Raw genomic sequence first — 18413 nt, forward strand, 5'->3', positions numbered from 1 at the left:
AAGGCTTCTGCATGTCTTCTATGAACCTTTCATCAGAAATCATGCAGCAGCCTCTTTTTTCCTTTTTATTTATCCTTCTACAATCAAATACTGACCGTTTGGCAGTGGGAAAACTTCACTGGCGTCCTCCAGTTCTTCCAGGGACATATCCTCTACGTCCATGCCGTTTTCCTCAAAGTACACTCTCACTTCTTCCAGTGAATCCACCACAGCGGCCATGCAGTCCTCTAAAAAGGCCTCCGCCTCTTCCTCTGTCTCTGCCACAGGCTCTGTAAAAAGCTGCTCCTGATTTCTTAAAAATGTTAAAATACACTCTTCGCTGTACTCATTCATACCAATTTCCTCCCTGTTTTATCACTTTTTCCAGTACCGTTTCCACTCTGTCGGTTACTCTTCCGGCGGTTTCCCGCACTTCCTTCCTGGCCTCTCCCACGGCAAAGCCATAGGTCACTTCCTGCAGCATTTCCAAATCATTGAAATTGTCGCCAAAAGCCGCGCAGTTCTCATCAGACAAAAGAAGGTGTTTCTTCAGCACCCGAAGCCCGTTTCCCTTATCTGCGCTTAAAGGCATCATATCCAGCCAGGAAATCCCGGAAGTCACTACCGTGGCTCTGCTGCCAAAGGCCTTTTTCCAGTAAGGCGCAATGGCCTCCGCGCCGTTTTCCTCATATACGGAAATCTTAATGATTTCCTCCGGCACCTGAAAAATATCCGGCAGCACCGTAGTGTCGTTTTTCACAAAATTTATCATGTATTCCCGAAAAGCCTCTGTCTTAGGCTGCAGATAAACCGTCCTTTCCCCGGAAACCACCAGTTCCGCACGGTCTTTCTTCAATATGCTATGCAGCATTTCTTCTGCCAATTCCCTTTCAAAGACATTTTTATGTAAAATTTTTCCTTTGTAAACTACCAGGGCACCGTTTTCACAGACATAGGCAATATCCTCACAGACAGGTGCAAACAGTCTTTGCAGATTGGTATACTGTCTTCCGCTGGCGGCTACAAATAAAATACCCATTTCTTTTAACTGCTTTATCTGCTCTATGACAGTGTCAGACAACGTCCTGACTCCGTTTTGCAGAAGGGTTCCGTCTAAGTCACTGGCTATCAGCTTCAGCATTTTTCTGCTTCTCCTTTTCTCTTTTTGCAAGAGTCAGAATTTCTTCCGGCCGGTCCACAATTTTATCCGCATGGTGTTCTTCCAATTCTGTTCTTGGGCGGAATCCCCAGGTCACCCCTACGGTAAACATGCCTGCCGCTTTCCCGGTATCCATATCTGTGTTGGTATCTCCGCAGTAAATGCACTCCTTTGGAGAAATCTGAAATTCCTCTGCAATAGCCAGGGCGCCTATGGGAGAAGGCTTTCTGGGAATCTTCTCAGTCTGTCCCTGCACCTTATGGAACACGTCTCTGCCGAAAATCTTTTCCACAACTTCCACAGCCGCCCCGTGAGGTTTATTGGAAAAGACAGCAATTTTCAGACCTTCCTTTTTCAGTCCTTCCAGAAGTTCCAGAATTCCTTCAAAAGGCTTTACATGGTAAAAAGGATTTTCTCCAAACCACTTCCGGTACAAAACCCGCACTTCCTCATAATCCACTTTATCGCCGCCGGGAACTGCCTGCAGCATTCTTCTTACCAGTTCATCTGCACCGTCTCCTGCATAAAAATTATAATTTTCCACCGGAAGTTCCGGCAGGTGAAAATGACGCAGTGTCTGATTTCCCACATAGGCAATGGATTCCACGGTATCTGCAATGGTTCCGTCCAGGTCAAAAATACAAGCTTTATACATGTCTACCACTCCTTTATTTCCAATCCCATTTTTCTGCATTCCTGATAGAGTCTTGCCAGAGGCAGCCCCACAACCGTATTATAATCCCCCCGGATTTCCCGGATAAAGACTGCGGATTTCCCCTGGATTCCGTAAGCACCTGCCTTATCCATAGGTTCTTCGGTCTCCACATATCCCCTGATTTCTTCTTCTGTCATGGGATAAAAATACACTTCTGTCTTTTCATGGAAGGTGCGGATATTTTCTTTTCCCTCTTCCCTCACCATAACCGTTACACCGGTATAGACTTCGTGCTGTTTTCCCTGAAGCATGGTGAGCATGCTCACAGCCTCCTCCTTATCAGCCGGCTTTCCTAAAATTCTGCCTTCTGCGGCCACTACAGTATCCGCACCGATAACTGCCACGTCTCCTGTTGTCTGTGCATAAATATCACGGCATTTTAACAGGGACAGCTCCTCCACAGCCTGCCCCGGCTCTTTGACGGTTATCTTTTCTTCTGCCTGGCTGGGCTTTACCACAAAAGGAATCCCTGCCTGGGATAACAATTCCCGCCGTCTCGGTGATGCACTTGCAAGTATGATTTGTTTCATTGTCTGCTCCTTTTTGCAGTATGAAATATCTTCTGGTGTACTGCATAGTAAGAGTATAGCCCGACTTTTCCTCTGACGCAACCTCTTTTTAAAAGGGACGGCCAGAATCCGGACTCTCCCGTCCTTCGTGGCCGTCCCTTTTTATCAGAAGGTTCGTATGGAAATTTCCTGTTTTACGCTGCTACAATCAACTTTTTGACCGGTCTTCCTCCCAAAAACAGACGGGTATAAACCAGTTCGCACTTTTTAAATTTATGAAAGGTTTTTCTTGCTTCACATTCGTTGCAGTACACTTTCCAGCAGCCGCAGCATTTGCAGTTTTTCCCTTCATTTTCTATAAATCCCTTCACATCCTCCTGGGGATATCCCAGAAACAGTCCGATTTCGTGAGGGAACTTTGCACAGCTTTGAATTCTCTGCCGCAGACAGACCAAAGCCTCTTTCGCTTTTTCATATGCATAGCCCTCTGCTGCTAACATCTGTCTGGTTTCCCTGCGGTTTAAATCCTGCTCAAGGCGGCTGATTCTATATACATACAAAAGAGCCCTTTGCCCGTGCAGGCGCATAACCATCAGACCCAATCCCTTTTCCTGAAACACCTTCTGCCATTCTTCCAGAACTGCCTTCAATTCTTCCCGGTTTTCCCAGGGATACCAGAAAAGATTGGCTGTCTTCAGTCCGGCCAGCGTGGGAGCGCTGTGACGGATTAAAAATTCATCAAGCATAAACCGCTCCTCCTTTGATATCCTCCAGTACAGACTGCAGCGCTGCTGTGCTGGCTCTGTGAATCCGCACAATAGGAATGTTGTTCCTCTTGGCCTCTTGGGAAGCATTCATAACCATTTTGTGGGAAACCGTATTGGTAAACATCAAAAGCAAATCCGGGCAGCCCATTTTTTTCTTAATGGAACCATGTTCTTTGACAAAGACTTTCGCCTTACATCCATAATCCTGACACAGATTCTCATATCTGGTGACCATTCTCTCGTTTCCTCCGATAATTACAATACTCATATGCAAAACTCCTTTCCATTGTTGTTATCATTTCCTTTTTTCTTCCATTCATACGCTCACTAAGTTAGTTATTTCTAACCTGTCTGTAAAAAGAAAAGACATAGGGTAAAACTGCCTCTCCTCTGTTGAATTAGCTACAACTAACTCTTATGCTACTATCATACTGATTTTTCTATTTTTGTCAATAGTTTTTTTGAAATTCATAGAAAATTAATGAAAATACCTCTTCCTTCTCCTCATAAAAAGGATTATAATGGAGAACATATAAGAGTATGGGAGTGAGACTCAGAAAGGATAATGATATGGGAAATTTTGGAAAAAAACTTTTAGGGATGGGCGCTTTAGGCGCAGCGGCAGGTGCTGCAGCTTACTATTTTGTTAAGAAGAAAAATGAAAATCCGGACTTACAGGAAGAGTTTGCTGACTTTCAGGATAATTTAAAAGAAACTGCTGTTTCTGCTGCAGGCGTTGCTTCTAAGTTTAAAAAAGTCATGGAAAAATCCGTAGATGACGCAGTAAGCAAAGTCAAAGAACACACCGACGATTTTCTGGACGACGACATCTTTGAAGAAGAGGATTTTACCGAAGCAGTCAAAGAAACCGCAGAAGATATGGCCGAAGAAGCTGCCGAAAAAGCAGAGGATATCAAAGAGGAAGCAGAAGAAAAAGTACAGACTGCCGCTGAAACCGTCAAAGATATAAAAGACGAAATAAAAGAAGAAGTGAAAGAAGAAGAAAAAGAGAGCGAAGCGTAAATTCGCAGACAAAAGAGGGAGGATAAACCAATGAACAACCAGTTATTCGAGCAGGCAAAAAATGATGATATTCTGTCAAAGGAATTGATTTCTTTTCTTTTGGAAACCATGGAATACAACCGTCTGAGTTTCATCAATGACGCAGTGGAAATTCTGAAGGTCCTGAAAATCCGTATTGAGCGCGGCGACAAAATCACAGACGCAGTTTCTCATCGGATTTACAACCTGCCGGACTTCAAAAACTTTGTCCGCGAGCATTTTTCATCCTACATTTACAGCCAGGTATTTACGGCCTTAAAGGACGAGAAAAGTTATTTCTCCTTAGAGCCCTGTGAAGGCGGTTACGAACTGGTGCTCTCAGACAAAGACCAAAAAGTATACAAATGGATTTCCAGTTTGAACGAAAAGTTTTCTCTGGTTTACATGGCAGCCACTAAGGTCGTATACATAAAAAATGTAAGAACCAAAACCTACACCCCTTTTCTTTCTGCGAACGGCAAATACTGCCGATATGACGAAAGTGTAGGAAAACTTCTGGAAATTTAAGGGGCTATCGGGAAATACCGTTTTTAGCTTCTAAATCTTAAAATAAGAATCTCCCGTAGAAATCAGTGTTTTTTATACCTAATCTTCTATGGGGGATTCTTATTTTTTCTTTTCTGTATGTATTTTAGGGCACAAAGACCCCTCAACTGCATTTTTGAAAGCCTATATGAATAAAGATAAAGTTATATCCTATAAACCTTATATTTCTGCTTGAACAATACGTCCAAAGTTTATCTCATCTTTAAAAAGATCATACACATATTCTGAGCTTTCCATATATAAACCGGTTTCTTTATCCTGAAGTTTTTCAAAGACTTTTGAGTTATAAAACTTATCCATATTAATTTCCTACCTTTCGTAAAAGTTTTATACTTTTTTCTGTATGAAAAGAATACTGCGATGATGTCTTTTTATATATCATTCCTTTCAATAAGGTTTCAAAATCAATAATTTCATTTTCATACTGACGAAATAATAATGCCATATTATCATCCGCAACAGGTCCTATAACCATATCATATTTGTAAATGTTCGATTTCTATTATTCATGACAAATTTTGCACATTCTTCCGTTGTTTCTAAACCGAAATCTTTATATGGTCTGCACATTGCCAAATTTATACTATCAATTACAATATTACTTCCATGATATAATCTCATAACACGCCTCCGTTTTTTCGGCACAATATCCCTAAGTCTTCTATTATTGTTTCAAAATCTAAAGTATGCTCAACTTCATAGTTTTCTTTTATAAACGCAATACCTTTAAACTGAAAAGGGTAACGAAATGCTTCCTGTATACTGAGATTATGATGTTGTGCAAATTCGTTTACACATGCAACAGTAAAACCTATTTTCTTTTTCTTTTCACTCATCCAAAACCTCCATTTACTCTTATCTATTGAACTATAGTATTATAGTCCAAACAACGATGACGCGTCAAAAAGTACAGCATTCGGTAAGCACAGCCCATACGTATCTGCAAATATTCTTATTAAATTCACCTGATGGTTCTTTATTTTCTTCATAATCCTTTTGTAAAACCTGCTTAATTTCCTCAAACTTCTCATAAGCTTCTTCTTTTTGAAGTCTGTTCCAGTAATGCGGCACAATCTTCTTCATAATACATGATTGTCACATTCTCCCAACATGTCCCTCTGCTTTCTACACTTTATTTTAACTGATTTTTATCTGCAACTCAAGAAGATGAAGAAACAAAAAGAAAAAGCCGCATTTCTGCGACCTTCTCATACCTTTTCCCATCTCTACCTCACCACATACAAACCCTTCACAAAAACACCTCACAGCTGCGTTATCATGTTGTAATACTTTCCGATATCTCCAAATGCATTTTTATAATAGTTCTCCACTGCTATCTGAATATTATATGCGGCTTTTAATTTTCCCCTATCTTCTCCAGAATATACCGTTTATACTCCAGAAACTCTGGCGTCAGATTAAAATCCGCCGCTCTGGGCTTTTTCTCTTTTATCACAATTTCTTCTGTGATGGTTCCCGGACTCCCTGTTAAAAGATAAATCCGGTCCGCCAAAAGAATGGCCTCGTCTATATCATGTGTAATAAAAATTGTAGACAGGTGAATCTGCTCCATGACGTTTAAATACCACTTATGCATGGCAATTTTTGTCAGGGTATCAAGGGCGGAAAACGGCTCGTCCAAAAGGGCAATTTTCTGAGAAAACATATACGTCCGCAGAAGCGCTGCTCTCTGGCGCATACCCCCGGAAAGCTGAGCCGGGTACTTTTTCTGAGTCCCTTCCAGCCCAAATTCCTGAAAATAGGGCTGCACCTGACTTCTCGCCGCCTTCTTTTTCTCCCCCTTGATAATCAGAGGCAGGGCCACATTGTCTTCAATGGTGCGGTAAGGCAGAAGCAAATCCTTCTGAAGCATATAGCTGACCTTCCCCGGACTGCCTGTAATCTCCTCCCCGTCTAAAAACACCTGTCCGCTGTCCGGCTTTAAGATACCGGAAATCACATTAAAAAGTGTTGTTTTTCCGCCGCCGCTGACGCCTAAAAGAGCCACCAGTTCTTTCTCCCCCAGACGGATGGACACGTCCTCCAGAACCTTCCTGCCGTCAAAGGATTTTGTCACATGGGAAACTTCAAGCTGTGCCATTTTTTTGCCGCCTTTCTTATTCCGGAAGATACTCATTGGAAAATCCTGTATTTTCCGGTATTTCTGTTTCTGACAGGCCGTTTTCATTCAGCCAGTTATAAAAAGCGTTCCACCGCTCGGGGCTGATATATCCCCAGCGTTCTTCCTCTGCCTTATACTGGTCAGCCAGATATTTCTGACTGGCTTTTACCAGTTCCACATCCAGTTCCGGTGAAGCCTCACAGAGAATGTCTGCTGCCGCATCCGGGTCTTCAATGGCAAATTCATACCCCTTTTTCAACGCTCTCAAAAAAGATTTTGCCGTTTCCGGCTCTTTTTCCAGAAATTCGTTATTTCCTATAATTACAGGTGTATAATAGTCAAATACCGGATTGATATCTTTAAACGCAAAGTAGTCTGTATCCAGACCTGCCACTTCTGTAGCTACACCAGCCCAGGCGTAAAACACCCAGATAGCGTCCACGGACTTTGTCTTCAGTGCGGATACCTCGTCCGTCACTGTGCTTGGAATCAGTTCCACTTTACTGAAATCCCCTCCGTCTTCCTCCACCACGTTTTTCATCATGGCTTTTTCAATGGGAGCGTCCCAGGTGGCATACTTTTTCCCTTCCAGTCCCTTGGGACGGTCCATGCCCTCCCCTTTTCTGGAAATAATACCGGAAGTGTTGTGCTGTACAACAGCAGCTATGGCTGTATTGGGAAGTGCGTCTTCTCCCGCTACCGCCGGTGCCATCGTATCCTGAAAGGAAACACCCAACTGGGCTTTTCCCGATGCCACCAGGGCGTCTGCACCGTCCTCCGGCGGCTGTACGATTTCCACTTCCAGCCCCTCATCTTCAAAGTATCCCTTTTCCTTGGCCACATACAGACCGGTATGGTTGGTATTCGGTGTCCAGTCCAGTACAAAAGTCAGCTTTTCTGTTTTATTTTCTGCTTTCTTCTCTTCTTTCAGAGCGCCGGATTCCCCGCAGCCTGTAAAAGCTGTGAGAACTGCCGCGCACAAAAGCGTCGCAAAATATTTCTTTTTCATGTATCTTTTCTCCTCTGTCTTATTTCACATTTTCCCAGGGCATGGCCTTTTTCTGCAGAATTTCCACCAGCTTCATAAGAATCAGGCTGATAATGGAAATGAGAAAAATCACGGCAAACATTTTGTCATAAGCAAATGCTTTTTTTACCCGTGTCATGTAAACCCCAAGACCGCTGAAGCCTCCTAGCCATTCAGAAATCACAGCGCCTACTACGGAATACGACACGGAAATTCTAAGACTGGCAAAAAAGTGACTCATGGCTCCCGGCAGCTTAATATAACGAAAAATCTGAAACTCTCCTGCCCCCATGGAACGCATGAGATTGATCATATCTTTATCCGCAGACCCAAAACCGTCCAAAAGTCCTACGGTAATAGGAAAAAAAGTCACCACCACAATGAGAATCACCTTTGGCAGCATTTCATATCCAAACCACAGCACCAAAAGGGGCGCAATGGCCACCGTAGGGATGGTCTGGGTCAGAACAATTAAAGGATAAAAGGCTTTGTACAGCTTTTCAAACTGCTCCATGATTACCGCCATGAGAAAACCCACGGCAATACCGCAGGCCAGTCCCAGAGCCGCCTCCAAAAGCGTTACCTTTGCATTTTCCATTAAAAGCCCGAAATCCCCCACAAAAGCCTTCCCCACATCCACCGGGGAGGGCAGCATAAAGTTGGGAATCAGCCCAGCCATGGAAACCGCCTGCCAAAGCACCAGCAGTACAGCCAGAGCCGACACGGTCCAGATTTTACTGGTGGTGTTTTGAGACTTTTCTTTCAATGGTAAGCACATCTCCTTCCGGCTTGTAGCTGACCTTAATATAAGCAGCTACAGACGGCGCTCCTGCCTTCACTGCAATATGCTGACATTCCTTTACAATGTCCATGAGTTCGTCATAGTCTCCCTCAATGGTTGTCTCAAAAGGGCCTACATAATAATTATTTCCCGTACTTTTAATATAGGCAATCACCTCGTCTACAATACGGATTAATTCCTCGTCGTCTTTTGCCTCCGGCAAAGTCTGGATAGCTACGCTTGCGTTCATATTTCCTTCCTCCTTATTCTCTTTCTGTATAAAAAATCCCACCAGGGAGTACCTGATGGGATTCATGTCTGTATCTGAACCTGCAGATTTTACAAAATGCTTCCTACGCCGGCATTATCCGAATCAGGTATGAGGGTCTAAAACGAATGTGGTTTTATTCTCAGCCGGACTTGCTCCAGCTCCCCTTGCAACGTTCAGTTTACTGTATTTATAATTTTCTGTCAATACTTATTCCCAGACCTCTTTCAATTTCCTCATGGCTTTTTCGATTTCTTCTTCGGTCATGCAGGCATAGCCCAGAAGTACCTTTCTTTCCGGTTCTTTTTTTATCTTGCTGCTTTCTATGCCGTATTCCGAGTATCCGTAGACCTGAACACCGGCCGCTTCTGCCCGCAAAACTGCCTCCTCTTCTGTCAGCCCGTTTGTGAATTCCAGTACCAGATGAAGTCCCGCATATTCTCCCGAAAAAGTACAGATATCCCCCATATCCCGCAGAACTTTCACCATTTTGTCATGCTTGCTTTTATAGACAGCCCGCATACGGTTCAAATGCCGCTCATATCCTCCTTCTTTTAAGAATAACTCCAGTATCTTCTGGTCTGCTCTGGACACGGTTACTGAAAAAGGACTTTTCCGCTCTGCATACTGCTCTGCCAGAAACTCCGGCAAAACCATATAGCTGACACGAATGGACGGGGCAATGGATTTGGAAAAAGTTCCCATATAAATCACACGCCCGCCCCTGTCAAATCCCTGCAGAGCCGGAATAGGCTTTCCGCGGTAACGGAACTCGCTGTCGTAATCATCCTCAATGATGTAGCGATTTTCCGCTTCCTCTGCCCAGTCCAGAAGTGCCATACGGCGTTTCAGGGGCATAACCGTGCCTGCGGGAAACTGGTGAGAGGGCATCACATAGGCAATCTGTGCACCGGAATCTTTCAAAGAGGAGATACACATACCGCTTTCGTCCTGCTTCACCGCTTTTACCTCATACCCAATGTGCAGAAAATCGTAATATGCAGTCAGGTAGGTATGGTCTTCCATGGCAATCACACGGTTTTTCCCCAGAATGGTTCCCAGGAGCATCAGCAGATAATCGTTTCCTGCTCCAATTAATATCTGCTCCGGGCGGCACCGCATGCCTCTGGCCTGATACAGATATTCCGCCACTGCGCTGCGAAATCCATATTCTCCCCAGGGATTTCCCAGCTGAAACAGGGTATCGTCATCCTCTGAGAGCACCTGCCTTGCCAGCTTTTTCCAGACATTGTGAGGAAAACCGCCGGGCGCTATGCCGTTTAAAGAAAAATCATAGGCACAGGTTTTCTGTTCTCTCGCTGCCCTTTTAGAGGGATTCTCTTTTTCTGTTTTCCACTCTTCTGTCCTCTTCCTGCCGGGAACGTAGAGGCTGTCTATTTCGCAGATATAGTAGCCTTTGCAGGGAATGGACTCAATATACCCTTCGGATACCAGCTGGTCATAGGCCAAGTCTACGGTGCTTCGGCTCACAGCCAGACATCTGGCAAAGGCTCTGGACGAAGGCAGCTTTTCTCCCGGTATTAAATGCTTCTGCTGCACAGCCCTTTTGATATAGTCACAAATCTGCTCGTAAATCGGCACTTTGCTTTTTGTATCCAGAGGAATTAGTAATTCGTTCACAGGCTCCTCTTTTCGTATAAAATCTTAATCATTACTGATTCAGTTTAAAAGAACTCTTCAGAGACACAATGCGGTTAAATACCGGCGCTCCCGGTTTGCTGTCATGGCAGTCCGCACAGAAAAATCCGTTTCTCACAAACTGGAACCGGTCGTAAGCCTCTGCTTTTCCAAGTTCCGGCTCTACCAGACAGCCTTTGACTACCGTAAGAGAATTCGGATTCAGGTTCAAACTTCCGTCTTCCTTATTGTATACGCCTTTTTCTTCATCTACGATATTCTCATACAGACGGCACTCCGCCTCTACGGCTGTCTCAGCGCAAATCCAGTGAATCGTTCCTTTGACCTTTCTTCCGTCCGGGGAATTTCCGCCTTTGGAGGCCGGGTCATACGTACAGTGGATAACCGTTACATTTCCCTCTTCATCCTTTTCGCAGCCTGTACAGGTCACAAAGTACGCATTCATGAGGCGCACTTCATTGTCCGGATAGAGACGTTTGTATTTCTTTACCGGAACTTCCATAAAGTCTTCTCTTTCAATGTAAAGTTCTCTTCCGAAAGGCACTTTTCTGCTGCCCAGTTCCGGATTTTCCATGTTATTTGGCACTTCCAGGTATTCGATTTCGCCTTCCGGATAGTTGTCAATAACCAGTTTTACCGGGTCTAAAACAGCCATCATACGAGGCGCTTTCATCTTCAAATCTTCGCGGATACAGTATTCCAGCATAGCGTAATCCACAGAACTGTTGGCCTTTGAAACACCGCAGAGCTCTACGAATTTCTGAATGGATTCCGGTGTAAAGCCCCGTCTTCTAAGAGCCGCAATGGATACCAGACGAGGGTCATCCCAGCCGTCTACAATGCCGTCTTCTACCAGCTTTTTGATATAACGTTTTCCTGTCACTACATTGGTCAGATACAGCTTTGCAAATTCAATCTGCTTTGGCGGATGGGGATATTCCAGTTCTGTTACTACCCAGTCATACAAAGGTCTGTGGTCTTCAAATTCCAGGGTACAGATGGAATGGGTCACACCTTCAATGGCATCTTCGATGGGATGTGCAAAATCATACATAGGGTAAATGCACCATTTGTCCCCGGTGTTGTGGTGTGTCATATGCGCCACACGGTAGATAACCGGATCACGCATATTGATATTAGGAGAAGCCATGTCGATTTTGGCGCGAAGTACCTTGCTGCCGTCCTCAAATTCTCCGTTTCTCATTTTTTCAAATAATTCCAGATTTTCCTCCACACTGCGGTTTCTGTAGGGACTTTCCTTGCCCGGCTCTGTCAGGGTTCCTCTGTATTCCCGGATTTCCTCTGCCGTCAAATCACAGACAAAGGCTTTCCCTTTCTTAATCAATTTTACAGCCGCTTCGTACATCTGCTCAAAGTAGTCAGAAGCAAAGTACAGACGGTCTTCCCAGTCTGCGCCCAGCCATTTGATATCTTCCTTGATGGACTCCACAAACTCTACCTTTTCCTTAGTCGGATTGGTGTCGTCAAAACGCATATTGAACTTTCCGTGGTATTTCTGTGCAAGACCATAGTTTAATAAAATAGACTTTGCATGTCCGATATGCAGATAACCATTTGGCTCCGGCGGAAACCTGGTACAAATTTCCTCGTATTTGCCCTCTGCCAGGTCTTTTTCAATCATCTGTTCAATAAAGTTTTTAGAAACGGTTTCTTTTGCTGTTTCTTTTTCCACTTTTTTCTTCCTCCATCTATCGTAATTTCTTCCTTTACAGTCTAAGGACTATAGTACCATAAATTCCCGCTTTTTCAAAGGCTTTGCTTTTATTTTTTTATTTGCATTCAAAATTTCACTCCAGAATCATGAAATTTGCCGTGGCAGTGGCTATGAGATTCCCCGTTTTTTCAGACCGGCATGCTGCAGATACACTGCAGATTCTCCGTCCGGCCCGGTCTGCTTTTGCCGTTACCAGCAGGGCGTCCTGAGCCATGGCAGGGGAGAGATAATTCAGGTTCAGGTTAATGGTAGGAATTTTTTCACTTCCGCTGACGCTGCGCACCGTAACGCCGCAGGTGGTGTCAATAGCCGTGGCTATGAGACCTCCGTGCATGGTTGCCATGTGATTTAATTCCCATCTCTGTACCGGAAAACGAAGGGTTACACTTTTTTTCTCGTAATTGCAGGCATAAAATTCCACCTGCATCCGGCTGTACAAATGATCCGGGTCCTTAGGATAAAGCTGTTCCATGCTCTTACGAATTTCCTGTTCCATTTCCCGGTTTCTGCTGTTTTCCATACTGTCTTCCTCCTAATACCGCACTTCCAGCAGGGTCAGTCCCCTGGCCGGCGCTGTAAATCCCGCCGCTCCTCTGTCGCAGCGTTCCAGAATTTCCATCATTTCCTCTGGCTTTCTCTCTCCTCTTCCCACTTCAATCAGAGTTCCGGTGAGAATTCTTACCATATTATAGAGAAATCCGTCGCCGGTATAGGTCATGCGGATTTCCTGCCCCTCTTCCCGGATTTCGATGTCATATATGGTTCTGACCGAAGACTTTTTCATCTTTTTATTGGAACAAAAACTTTTAAAATCATGAGTTCCCGTCAAAAATTCCGCCGCCTCTCTCATGGCCGGTACATCCAGATTTTCATGAAGCGGGCACTGGTATTTCCGCTCAAACACATTCTTATGAGAACCTGCAGCAACGCGGTACTGGTACACCTTTTCTCTGGCGTTTAAGCGGCTGTGGAAACGGTCTGCCGCCTGCTTCACCCGGACAATCTCAATATCCTCCGGAAGATACCGGTTGAGATATTCGCAGATTTCCTCACTAGTCTTTTCCGTCTCCATATGCGCATTTGCCACCTGCCCTGCCGCGTGCACCCCTGCATCGGTCCTGCCCGCGCCCTGTATCGTCACCGGAGTCTGGCACATACGGGATAATACCTCTTCGATTTTCCCCTGTATGGTGTTGTCTGTATCTTTCTGCTTCTGCCACCCGCCGTACCGGGTTCCGTCATACTGTATATCCAAACGATAATTCAAGGTTTTTTCTCCCCCTTCTGAATAGCAACTTTCTTTTGCAAAGAATCTGTGTGAACCGGAATGTTTAAGGACTGCATAATATTTTCCGTTGCCGTAAAAATCCGGTCATGGTTTCCCTGACCCTCCTTTTCCAGCGCCTCCAAAATCTCATCCTCCAGTACGAAAAGAGCGTCCAACAACATGGGATTAAACGCCCCGCACTCCCCGTTTGCAATCATCTGTATGGCCTCATGGCTGGAATAGGCTTTTTTATACACTCTCTCACTGGTAAGCGCATCATATACATCTGCAATGGCTACAATCTGAGCATGGAGCGGAATTTCCCCGCCTTTCAAACCGTCCGGATACCCCTTTCCGTCCCAGCGCTCATGATGCCATCTGCAGATATCATAAGCAAATTTTACCAGAGGTTCCTCCTGATACGGTTCTAATCTGCTTACAATATCTGCACCAATAGCCGAATGCGTCTTCATAATCTCATATTCCTCTTCTGTCAGCTTGCCCGGTTTATTCAGTATTTTTTCTGAAATTGCAATTTTTCCCACATCATGCAGCGCCGAGGCCAACGCAATATTGCTGATGTCTTTGCCGGACAAGTTCACCTGATGGGTGGTTTCCGATAAATAACGGCACAAAATTTCCGTAATAATCCGGATATGCAGCACATGCAGCCCACTCTCTCCATTCCGAAACTCTACAATGTTGCTGAAAATGGTCATCATCATATCGCTGTTCTTTTTCCGCTCATAGACCTGCTCTGCCACCATTTCTTCCAGCCGCCGCTTCTTGGCGTAGAGCATCAGTGTATTTTTAATGCGCTGCTGTACCACATAACGGTCAAACGGACGGTGTATATACTCTGTTCCTCCCAGTTCATACACCTTATGCATAAAAGCCAGAGAATCCTCCGATGTAATCATAATGACCGGAATCCTTTTTATCCACTGCTTTTCCTTCATCTCTCTTAAGACTTCCAGGCCATCCTTTTGGGGCATAATAAAATCCAGCAGGATTAACTGAATCTCCAAGTGGTGTTTTTCCAATAAATCAATCGCTTCCTGACCGTCATAAGCTTTTATCAGATTGTAATCTTCTTTCAGCATTTCTGTCAGGATTTCCTGATTGATTTCCATATCATCTACAATCAATATGGTCTCTTTGTATTTCGTTGCCTGTTCTCTTTTCATATTCCTTAAACTGTCCTTTTTCAGCCTTTTTCACTGTATACATTGCTTTATCTGCCCGTTCCAGTAATTCTTCACAACTCCGTCCGTCTTCAGGATACCATGCAATTCCACCGGAAATACAAATGGAGTACTCCTGGTTTTCCTGTAACCGAATCGTTGTATGTTTCAGCCGAACCTGCAGGCGTTCTATATAATGGCGAATTTCTTCTTTGCCGGAACAGCCATAGAAGAAAATACAGAATTCATCGCCCGCAAGACGGCATACCACCGCTGACTGGGGCACGCCCCGTTTCAGACATTCCGCCGCCGTTTGAATATACTGGTCTCCGCAGCCATGCCCGAAGGTATCGTTTATATGTTTCAAGTTGTCCAGATCAATCATCACAAAAGCTGCTGTCTTTAATTGTTTTGGATTCTCAAACAGAACCCGGAGCCGTTCAAAGAAAGCCCGCCGGTTGTTCAGACCAATCAGTACATCATGATTTCTTTCGTATTCCATGCGTTTCAAGTCTAAAGTCTGCTTCGTCACATCTTCTACGAATCCGATGTAATAATTTTCACTGTCCTTTACCATAGTACGGACAAAGCGATATTCTCCAGGGTGTTTTCCCGGAATCTGATACAGGGTTACTTCCCCTTCGGATTCCTTATAAACCTCCAGTTCCTGAAAAATCTGCCAGAAATCTTCCATGCAAAGCTCTGTGGAATCCTTTGGAGGCAGCCCGAAAATTTCAAAAAACTTATCTGTTATAAATACGGTCTTGTCCTTCCGGTTCACTTCAAATGCTGCAAGAGGAATATCAGCCATGTGAATAATATTAGAAAATTTATTCATAACCTGATTTAACCGTATGCTTTGCTGTACCAATGCATTGGATAATTTGTCAATTTCCAGAATTCCCGTCTGCGTCAGAGTGAAGGGCTTCGTCAGCTTTATGGCCTCTACTTCATGCACTAATTTCAGCACAGGTCTGGATATATAGATAATACCAATCACACCGCCAAGACCGCCAATCGCCACAGCCAGAACTGCAATCCAGGAAAACATCTTAAGCAGTCTGTCTGTAAACTGGAACAGGTCCTCTTCCCGGGCAATCCCCGCCAGAACCCATTTCTGTTCGTAAAACGGGCTGCTTTCATTGTACAGTTCCAGATAGGTAATTTCCGCACACAACTGCTCTGACTGGCTATCTATATAGATTTGTCCGTCTTTTTTTGAAAATACGGTTTCTCCCCCCTGCGAAAAGGCGGACATGTAAGTATTTCCGGATAGCAGCACATTTTCTACAGTGCTTTCATCTCCTTTTTGAATTCCTATAAAATAAGAACCGTCCTTATTATCATCAATTAATTCCAGATAGGGAAGCAGCTTTTTAACGTATTCAGACATTAAGTCAATGCCCAGAACACCATAAACCGTCCCATCTTCTAAAACCAGGGGAACTGAATACGTTATGGCTTCTTTTTGCGCACAGTCATTTATCCCGGTATATCCCCAGTAACCAAAGTCCAGAATATCCCTCTCTTTTACATTTTCCGTATTTTTTGCAGCCTGATATGGCTCATACAAATAGGGCAGATAATCTCCGCACTGGGAAAAGTTAAATTTTGTTTTCCATCCTTCATCCGTAGAAAATTCCTGCTGCCGTATGAACTCAGCCGGCGCATAACTCCACAACAAATCCTGATTGCGCTCCCACGCTCTTGATGCCGGGTCATAATCATGCAGATACAGCCCCGGTTTGTCTTCGTATAGACCCTCCTGCTTCTTTTATTCCAGATTTTCTGTATTCAAAACCAGAAACGCACCTGTCACGCCATTGGAACGAACAAGAGAAATCAGCACATCACTGGTTTCTTTCAGCAAAGGCATACTGCTCTCAGAACTTTTGTCCAGACTGTCCAGTGAAATGCTTCCCGCATCCACCAGTTTCTGGGTCATATTGTTGATTTTCGTGGTGGAATCTTCTATATCTGCCCACCGCACACGCATTTTTTCTTCCAGATAATTTTTTCGGTTTACCACGCGTTCATGAAAAATGTTTCTCTCATTGGTTTGCATATACTCCAAAACATCTCCATGAATGACGTTATATCCGATTAACATTCCTTCAAAAACAAAAATCACCAGAAGTAATGCCACCATTTTAACCGCAATCGAAACCCCTCTTTTCTTCATGAGACGCCTCCTACAAAACCTCTTCCAGAGCCTGCTTTGTCTCTGTATACCATTCCTCAAATGCTTCTTCACTGATAAAATCCGCTACGGCTTCTTCCAATGTCTTTCCTTCCTCCAGACGCTGTACTACAACCTGCCGGGCTTCTTTGGCCGAATCGCCTAATGCATACTCCAAAACACTGCGGGCATCTGTTCCATGCTCAAAGGCCTTTGTTGTATACAATTCATTATCCAGAATTTCTCCAATGGCTGTTTTCACAATGTCCATATTCACGTCTGGATTTTCCCGTTCCTGTTTTTGAATTGTGCCCAGATTGTTGGCGCTTTTTTTCACCGGAAGATAGCCGGAAGAAAGCACAAACTGAAGGTTTTGTTCCTCCTGGGTAAACCATTTTAAAAATTCTACAGAAGCATACACTTCTTTTTCTCCGGTATCTGTCACTACCATGCCGGCGCCCTGCTGAACGGCCACGGAACCTCCGCCTTCAAATTCCGGCGCCTGCAGCACTTCCAAATCAATGGGGTATGTCAAAGTATCGCTGATTGTCACCTCTTCCGGGAAAAACATAGCCCCTGAAGAAGAGCCTACAAACGCTAAAATATTTCCGGTCTTCACATCATCGCTGCGAAAACTTCCTGACGCTGCAAAATAGCCCTTCACAAAAGGAACGTAATAGTTTTCCCACAGCTTTTTCATCACATCTTTATCAAAATTTAAGGTAACTGTTCCGTTTTCTACGGAAAAAATCTCCACGCCCTGCTGCATGGCGCCTATAATCATATAATTCGCCATGGCATCGCGGCCAAAAAACGCTTTTCCGTCATTCTTTTCAGGCGTCAGGCCGTCCGTCCATTCATAATAATCCTGTGCCGTTTTTGTAACGCCTTCCATGGTAGCTAACTGACTCTCGTCAGCGCCTGTTGCCTCTGCAAACTTCTGCCAGTCTGTCTTATTCATCACAAATACTTCCGTGGATTTTGCTATGGGAAAGATTTTTAATGCATCTTTTCCCGAAAGAACCCCTTCTTCTATGTAACTTTCCACATAGGTATCCAATTCCTGCTGTGTAAAATACGGCTTTAGATCCACAACCAGGCCCATTTTGTCAATTTCATATGCTGTATCCGCATATGCTGCAAAAATGTTGGGCATGGAACCTGCGCCCGCCTTTCGCTCCGCTGCATCCAGTACTGCCTGTTCCAGACTGCTGACATTTCCCTGACTCTTGCCTTCCACCACAATTCCTTTTTCCTGTCCTATTGTTTCATTAAACTCCTGAACCAGCTTGTCAAAGGCTTTTAGCTGCGGACCGTTGTAATAATGCCATATGGTTACGGTAACCGGCTCTTTGGGATTTAACGGACTTTCTTCCTCTTTCGCCTTGCCGCAGCCGCTAAGCAGCAGGCAGACAGCCAGTCCGCAGCCTATTCCTTTTTGCATTCTTTTCATT

At 44.4% G+C, this 18413-nt stretch carries 24 protein-coding genes and 1 riboswitch; of the genes, 2 read left to right on the forward strand and 22 right to left on the reverse strand.

The features are described 5' to 3' along the window. Window positions 1–69 precede the first annotated feature (69 nt). From G5A70_RS06170 to G5A70_RS06195, 6 genes are all read right to left on the reverse strand, one after another. Window positions 70–333 carry a glyoxalase gene (locus tag G5A70_RS06170; protein WP_173748803.1) on the reverse strand — a complete coding sequence of 88 codons (264 nt, stop codon included), beginning with the start codon at window positions 331–333 and terminating at the stop codon, window positions 70–72. Beyond that, window positions 326–1120, reverse strand: a complete 795-nt coding sequence (locus G5A70_RS06175) for an HAD family hydrolase (RefSeq protein ID WP_173748804.1) — start codon at window positions 1118–1120, stop codon at window positions 326–328. The genes G5A70_RS06170 and G5A70_RS06175 overlap by 8 nt, the downstream gene beginning before the upstream one ends. Then, window positions 1098–1793 carry an HAD family hydrolase gene (locus G5A70_RS06180; protein ID WP_173748805.1) on the reverse strand — a complete coding sequence of 232 codons (696 nt, stop codon included), beginning with the start codon at window positions 1791–1793 and terminating at the stop codon, window positions 1098–1100. The genes G5A70_RS06175 and G5A70_RS06180 overlap by 23 nt, the downstream gene beginning before the upstream one ends. Window positions 1794–1795: 2 nt before the next feature. Next, the gene (locus G5A70_RS06185; RefSeq protein ID WP_173748806.1) at window positions 1796–2383 is read right to left on the reverse strand and encodes a Maf family protein; all 588 of its coding nucleotides are present in this window, start codon (window positions 2381–2383) and stop codon (window positions 1796–1798) included. Between the two features lie 173 nt (window positions 2384–2556). Continuing rightward, window positions 2557–3108: a DUF3793 family protein gene (locus G5A70_RS06190; protein WP_173748807.1), complete on the reverse strand. Its 552-nt coding sequence runs from the start codon at window positions 3106–3108 to the stop codon at window positions 2557–2559. Next, window positions 3101–3397, reverse strand: a complete 297-nt coding sequence (locus G5A70_RS06195) for a DUF2325 domain-containing protein (protein ID WP_173748808.1) — start codon at window positions 3395–3397, stop codon at window positions 3101–3103. The genes G5A70_RS06190 and G5A70_RS06195 overlap by 8 nt, the downstream gene beginning before the upstream one ends. A 302-nt stretch (window positions 3398–3699) precedes the next feature. On the opposite strand from G5A70_RS06195, the gene G5A70_RS06200 reads away from it, so the two are divergent. Then, a complete protein-coding gene (locus G5A70_RS06200; RefSeq protein ID WP_173748809.1) occupies window positions 3700–4152 on the forward strand; it encodes a hypothetical protein in 453 nt (150 codons plus the stop codon). 30 nt (window positions 4153–4182) lie between these two features. Continuing rightward, window positions 4183–4698, forward strand: a complete 516-nt coding sequence (locus G5A70_RS06205; protein ID WP_173748810.1) for a hypothetical protein — start codon at window positions 4183–4185, stop codon at window positions 4696–4698. 198 nt (window positions 4699–4896) lie between these two features. Here the strand turns inward: G5A70_RS06205 and G5A70_RS06210 are convergent, their stop codons facing one another. From G5A70_RS06210 to G5A70_RS06285, 16 genes are all read right to left on the reverse strand, one after another. Then, on the reverse strand, window positions 4897–5037 hold the full coding sequence (locus tag G5A70_RS06210; RefSeq protein ID WP_173748811.1) for a hypothetical protein: 141 nt from the start codon (window positions 5035–5037) through the stop codon (window positions 4897–4899). 1 nt (window position 5038) lies between these two features. Beyond that, complete coding sequence (locus G5A70_RS16110) at window positions 5039–5212, reverse strand: DUF3990 domain-containing protein (RefSeq protein ID WP_226853631.1); 174 nt, start codon at window positions 5210–5212, stop codon at window positions 5039–5041. A gap of 142 nt (window positions 5213–5354) precedes the next feature. Then, entirely contained in the window at window positions 5355–5573 is a 219-nt protein-coding gene (locus G5A70_RS06220) for a DUF3791 domain-containing protein (protein ID WP_173748812.1), read from the reverse strand. A 64-nt stretch (window positions 5574–5637) separates the two neighbouring features. Then, a complete protein-coding gene (locus tag G5A70_RS06225; RefSeq protein ID WP_173748813.1) occupies window positions 5638–5820 on the reverse strand; it encodes a hypothetical protein in 183 nt (60 codons plus the stop codon). A 274-nt stretch (window positions 5821–6094) separates the two neighbouring features. Then, a complete protein-coding gene (locus G5A70_RS06230; protein WP_173748814.1) occupies window positions 6095–6838 on the reverse strand; it encodes an ABC transporter ATP-binding protein in 744 nt (247 codons plus the stop codon). A 16-nt stretch (window positions 6839–6854) separates the two neighbouring features. Further along, a complete protein-coding gene (locus tag G5A70_RS06235; RefSeq protein ID WP_173748815.1) occupies window positions 6855–7868 on the reverse strand; it encodes an ABC transporter substrate-binding protein in 1014 nt (337 codons plus the stop codon). Between the two features lie 19 nt (window positions 7869–7887). Next, on the reverse strand, window positions 7888–8652 hold the full coding sequence (locus G5A70_RS06240; protein WP_173748816.1) for an ABC transporter permease: 765 nt from the start codon (window positions 8650–8652) through the stop codon (window positions 7888–7890). After that, complete coding sequence (locus tag G5A70_RS06245) at window positions 8621–8917, reverse strand: thiamine-binding protein (protein ID WP_173748817.1); 297 nt, start codon at window positions 8915–8917, stop codon at window positions 8621–8623. Before G5A70_RS06245 ends, G5A70_RS06240 begins: the two co-directional genes overlap by 32 nt. Window positions 8918–9001: 84 nt before the next feature. Next, a riboswitch (TPP riboswitch) is annotated at window positions 9002–9113 on the reverse strand. Between the two features lie 32 nt (window positions 9114–9145). Then, window positions 9146–10576, reverse strand: coding sequence for a PLP-dependent aminotransferase family protein (locus G5A70_RS06250; protein ID WP_173748818.1), 1431 nt, complete (start codon window positions 10574–10576; stop codon window positions 9146–9148). Window positions 10577–10607: 31 nt separating this feature from the next. Beyond that, complete coding sequence (locus G5A70_RS06255) at window positions 10608–12287, reverse strand: glutamine--tRNA ligase/YqeY domain fusion protein (RefSeq protein ID WP_173748819.1); 1680 nt, start codon at window positions 12285–12287, stop codon at window positions 10608–10610. A gap of 115 nt (window positions 12288–12402) precedes the next feature. Then, entirely contained in the window at window positions 12403–12849 is a 447-nt protein-coding gene (locus tag G5A70_RS06260; RefSeq protein WP_173748820.1) for a PaaI family thioesterase, read from the reverse strand. 12 nt (window positions 12850–12861) lie between these two features. Continuing rightward, window positions 12862–13596: a tRNA pseudouridine(38-40) synthase TruA gene (gene truA / locus G5A70_RS06265; RefSeq protein WP_173748821.1), complete on the reverse strand. Its 735-nt coding sequence runs from the start codon at window positions 13594–13596 to the stop codon at window positions 12862–12864. After that, the gene (locus G5A70_RS06270) at window positions 13593–14783 is read right to left on the reverse strand and encodes an HD-GYP domain-containing protein (protein ID WP_173748822.1); all 1191 of its coding nucleotides are present in this window, start codon (window positions 14781–14783) and stop codon (window positions 13593–13595) included. The genes truA and G5A70_RS06270 overlap by 4 nt, the downstream gene beginning before the upstream one ends. Beyond that, complete coding sequence (locus G5A70_RS06275) at window positions 14731–16464, reverse strand: sensor domain-containing diguanylate cyclase (protein WP_173748823.1); 1734 nt, start codon at window positions 16462–16464, stop codon at window positions 14731–14733. The genes G5A70_RS06270 and G5A70_RS06275 overlap by 53 nt, the downstream gene beginning before the upstream one ends. Window positions 16465–16554: 90 nt before the next feature. Further along, window positions 16555–16962, reverse strand: a complete 408-nt coding sequence (locus G5A70_RS06280) for a hypothetical protein (protein WP_173748824.1) — start codon at window positions 16960–16962, stop codon at window positions 16555–16557. Between the two features lie 10 nt (window positions 16963–16972). Then, window positions 16973–18412, reverse strand: coding sequence for an extracellular solute-binding protein (locus G5A70_RS06285; RefSeq protein ID WP_173748825.1), 1440 nt, complete (start codon window positions 18410–18412; stop codon window positions 16973–16975). Window position 18413: the final 1 nt, after the last annotated feature.

This window comes from Blautia hansenii (assembly GCF_013304445.1).
Taxonomy (GTDB): Bacteria; Bacillota; Clostridia; order Lachnospirales; family Lachnospiraceae; genus Blautia.

Coding starts and splice junctions, on each gene's coding strand:
- G5A70_RS06170 (WP_173748803.1), bottom strand. CDS start 333: ATGAATGAGTACAGCGAAGAGTGTATTTTAACATTTTTAAGAAATCAG.
- G5A70_RS06175 (WP_173748804.1), bottom strand. CDS start 1,120: ATGCTGAAGCTGATAGCCAGTGACTTAGACGGAACCCTTCTGCAAAAC.
- G5A70_RS06180 (WP_173748805.1), bottom strand. CDS start 1,793: ATGTATAAAGCTTGTATTTTTGACCTGGACGGAACCATTGCAGATACC.
- G5A70_RS06185 (WP_173748806.1), bottom strand. CDS start 2,383: ATGAAACAAATCATACTTGCAAGTGCATCACCGAGACGGCGGGAATTG.
- G5A70_RS06190 (WP_173748807.1), bottom strand. CDS start 3,108: ATGCTTGATGAATTTTTAATCCGTCACAGCGCTCCCACGCTGGCCGGA.
- G5A70_RS06195 (WP_173748808.1), bottom strand. CDS start 3,397: ATGAGTATTGTAATTATCGGAGGAAACGAGAGAATGGTCACCAGATAT.
- G5A70_RS06200 (WP_173748809.1), top strand. CDS start 3,700: ATGGGAAATTTTGGAAAAAAACTTTTAGGGATGGGCGCTTTAGGCGCA.
- G5A70_RS06205 (WP_173748810.1), top strand. CDS start 4,183: ATGAACAACCAGTTATTCGAGCAGGCAAAAAATGATGATATTCTGTCA.
- G5A70_RS06210 (WP_173748811.1), bottom strand. CDS start 5,037: ATGGATAAGTTTTATAACTCAAAAGTCTTTGAAAAACTTCAGGATAAA.
- G5A70_RS16110 (WP_226853631.1), bottom strand. CDS start 5,212: ATGGTTATAGGACCTGTTGCGGATGATAATATGGCATTATTATTTCGT.
- G5A70_RS06220 (WP_173748812.1), bottom strand. CDS start 5,573: ATGAGTGAAAAGAAAAAGAAAATAGGTTTTACTGTTGCATGTGTAAAC.
- G5A70_RS06225 (WP_173748813.1), bottom strand. CDS start 5,820: ATGAAGAAGATTGTGCCGCATTACTGGAACAGACTTCAAAAAGAAGAA.
- G5A70_RS06230 (WP_173748814.1), bottom strand. CDS start 6,838: ATGGCACAGCTTGAAGTTTCCCATGTGACAAAATCCTTTGACGGCAGG.
- G5A70_RS06235 (WP_173748815.1), bottom strand. CDS start 7,868: ATGAAAAAGAAATATTTTGCGACGCTTTTGTGCGCGGCAGTTCTCACA.
- G5A70_RS06245 (WP_173748817.1), bottom strand. CDS start 8,917: ATGAACGCAAGCGTAGCTATCCAGACTTTGCCGGAGGCAAAAGACGAC.
- G5A70_RS06260 (WP_173748820.1), bottom strand. CDS start 12,849: ATGGAAAACAGCAGAAACCGGGAAATGGAACAGGAAATTCGTAAGAGC.
- G5A70_RS06270 (WP_173748822.1), bottom strand. CDS start 14,783: ATGAAAAGAGAACAGGCAACGAAATACAAAGAGACCATATTGATTGTA.
- G5A70_RS06280 (WP_173748824.1), bottom strand. CDS start 16,962: ATGAAGAAAAGAGGGGTTTCGATTGCGGTTAAAATGGTGGCATTACTT.
- G5A70_RS06285 (WP_173748825.1), bottom strand. CDS start 18,412: ATGAAAAGAATGCAAAAAGGAATAGGCTGCGGACTGGCTGTCTGCCTG.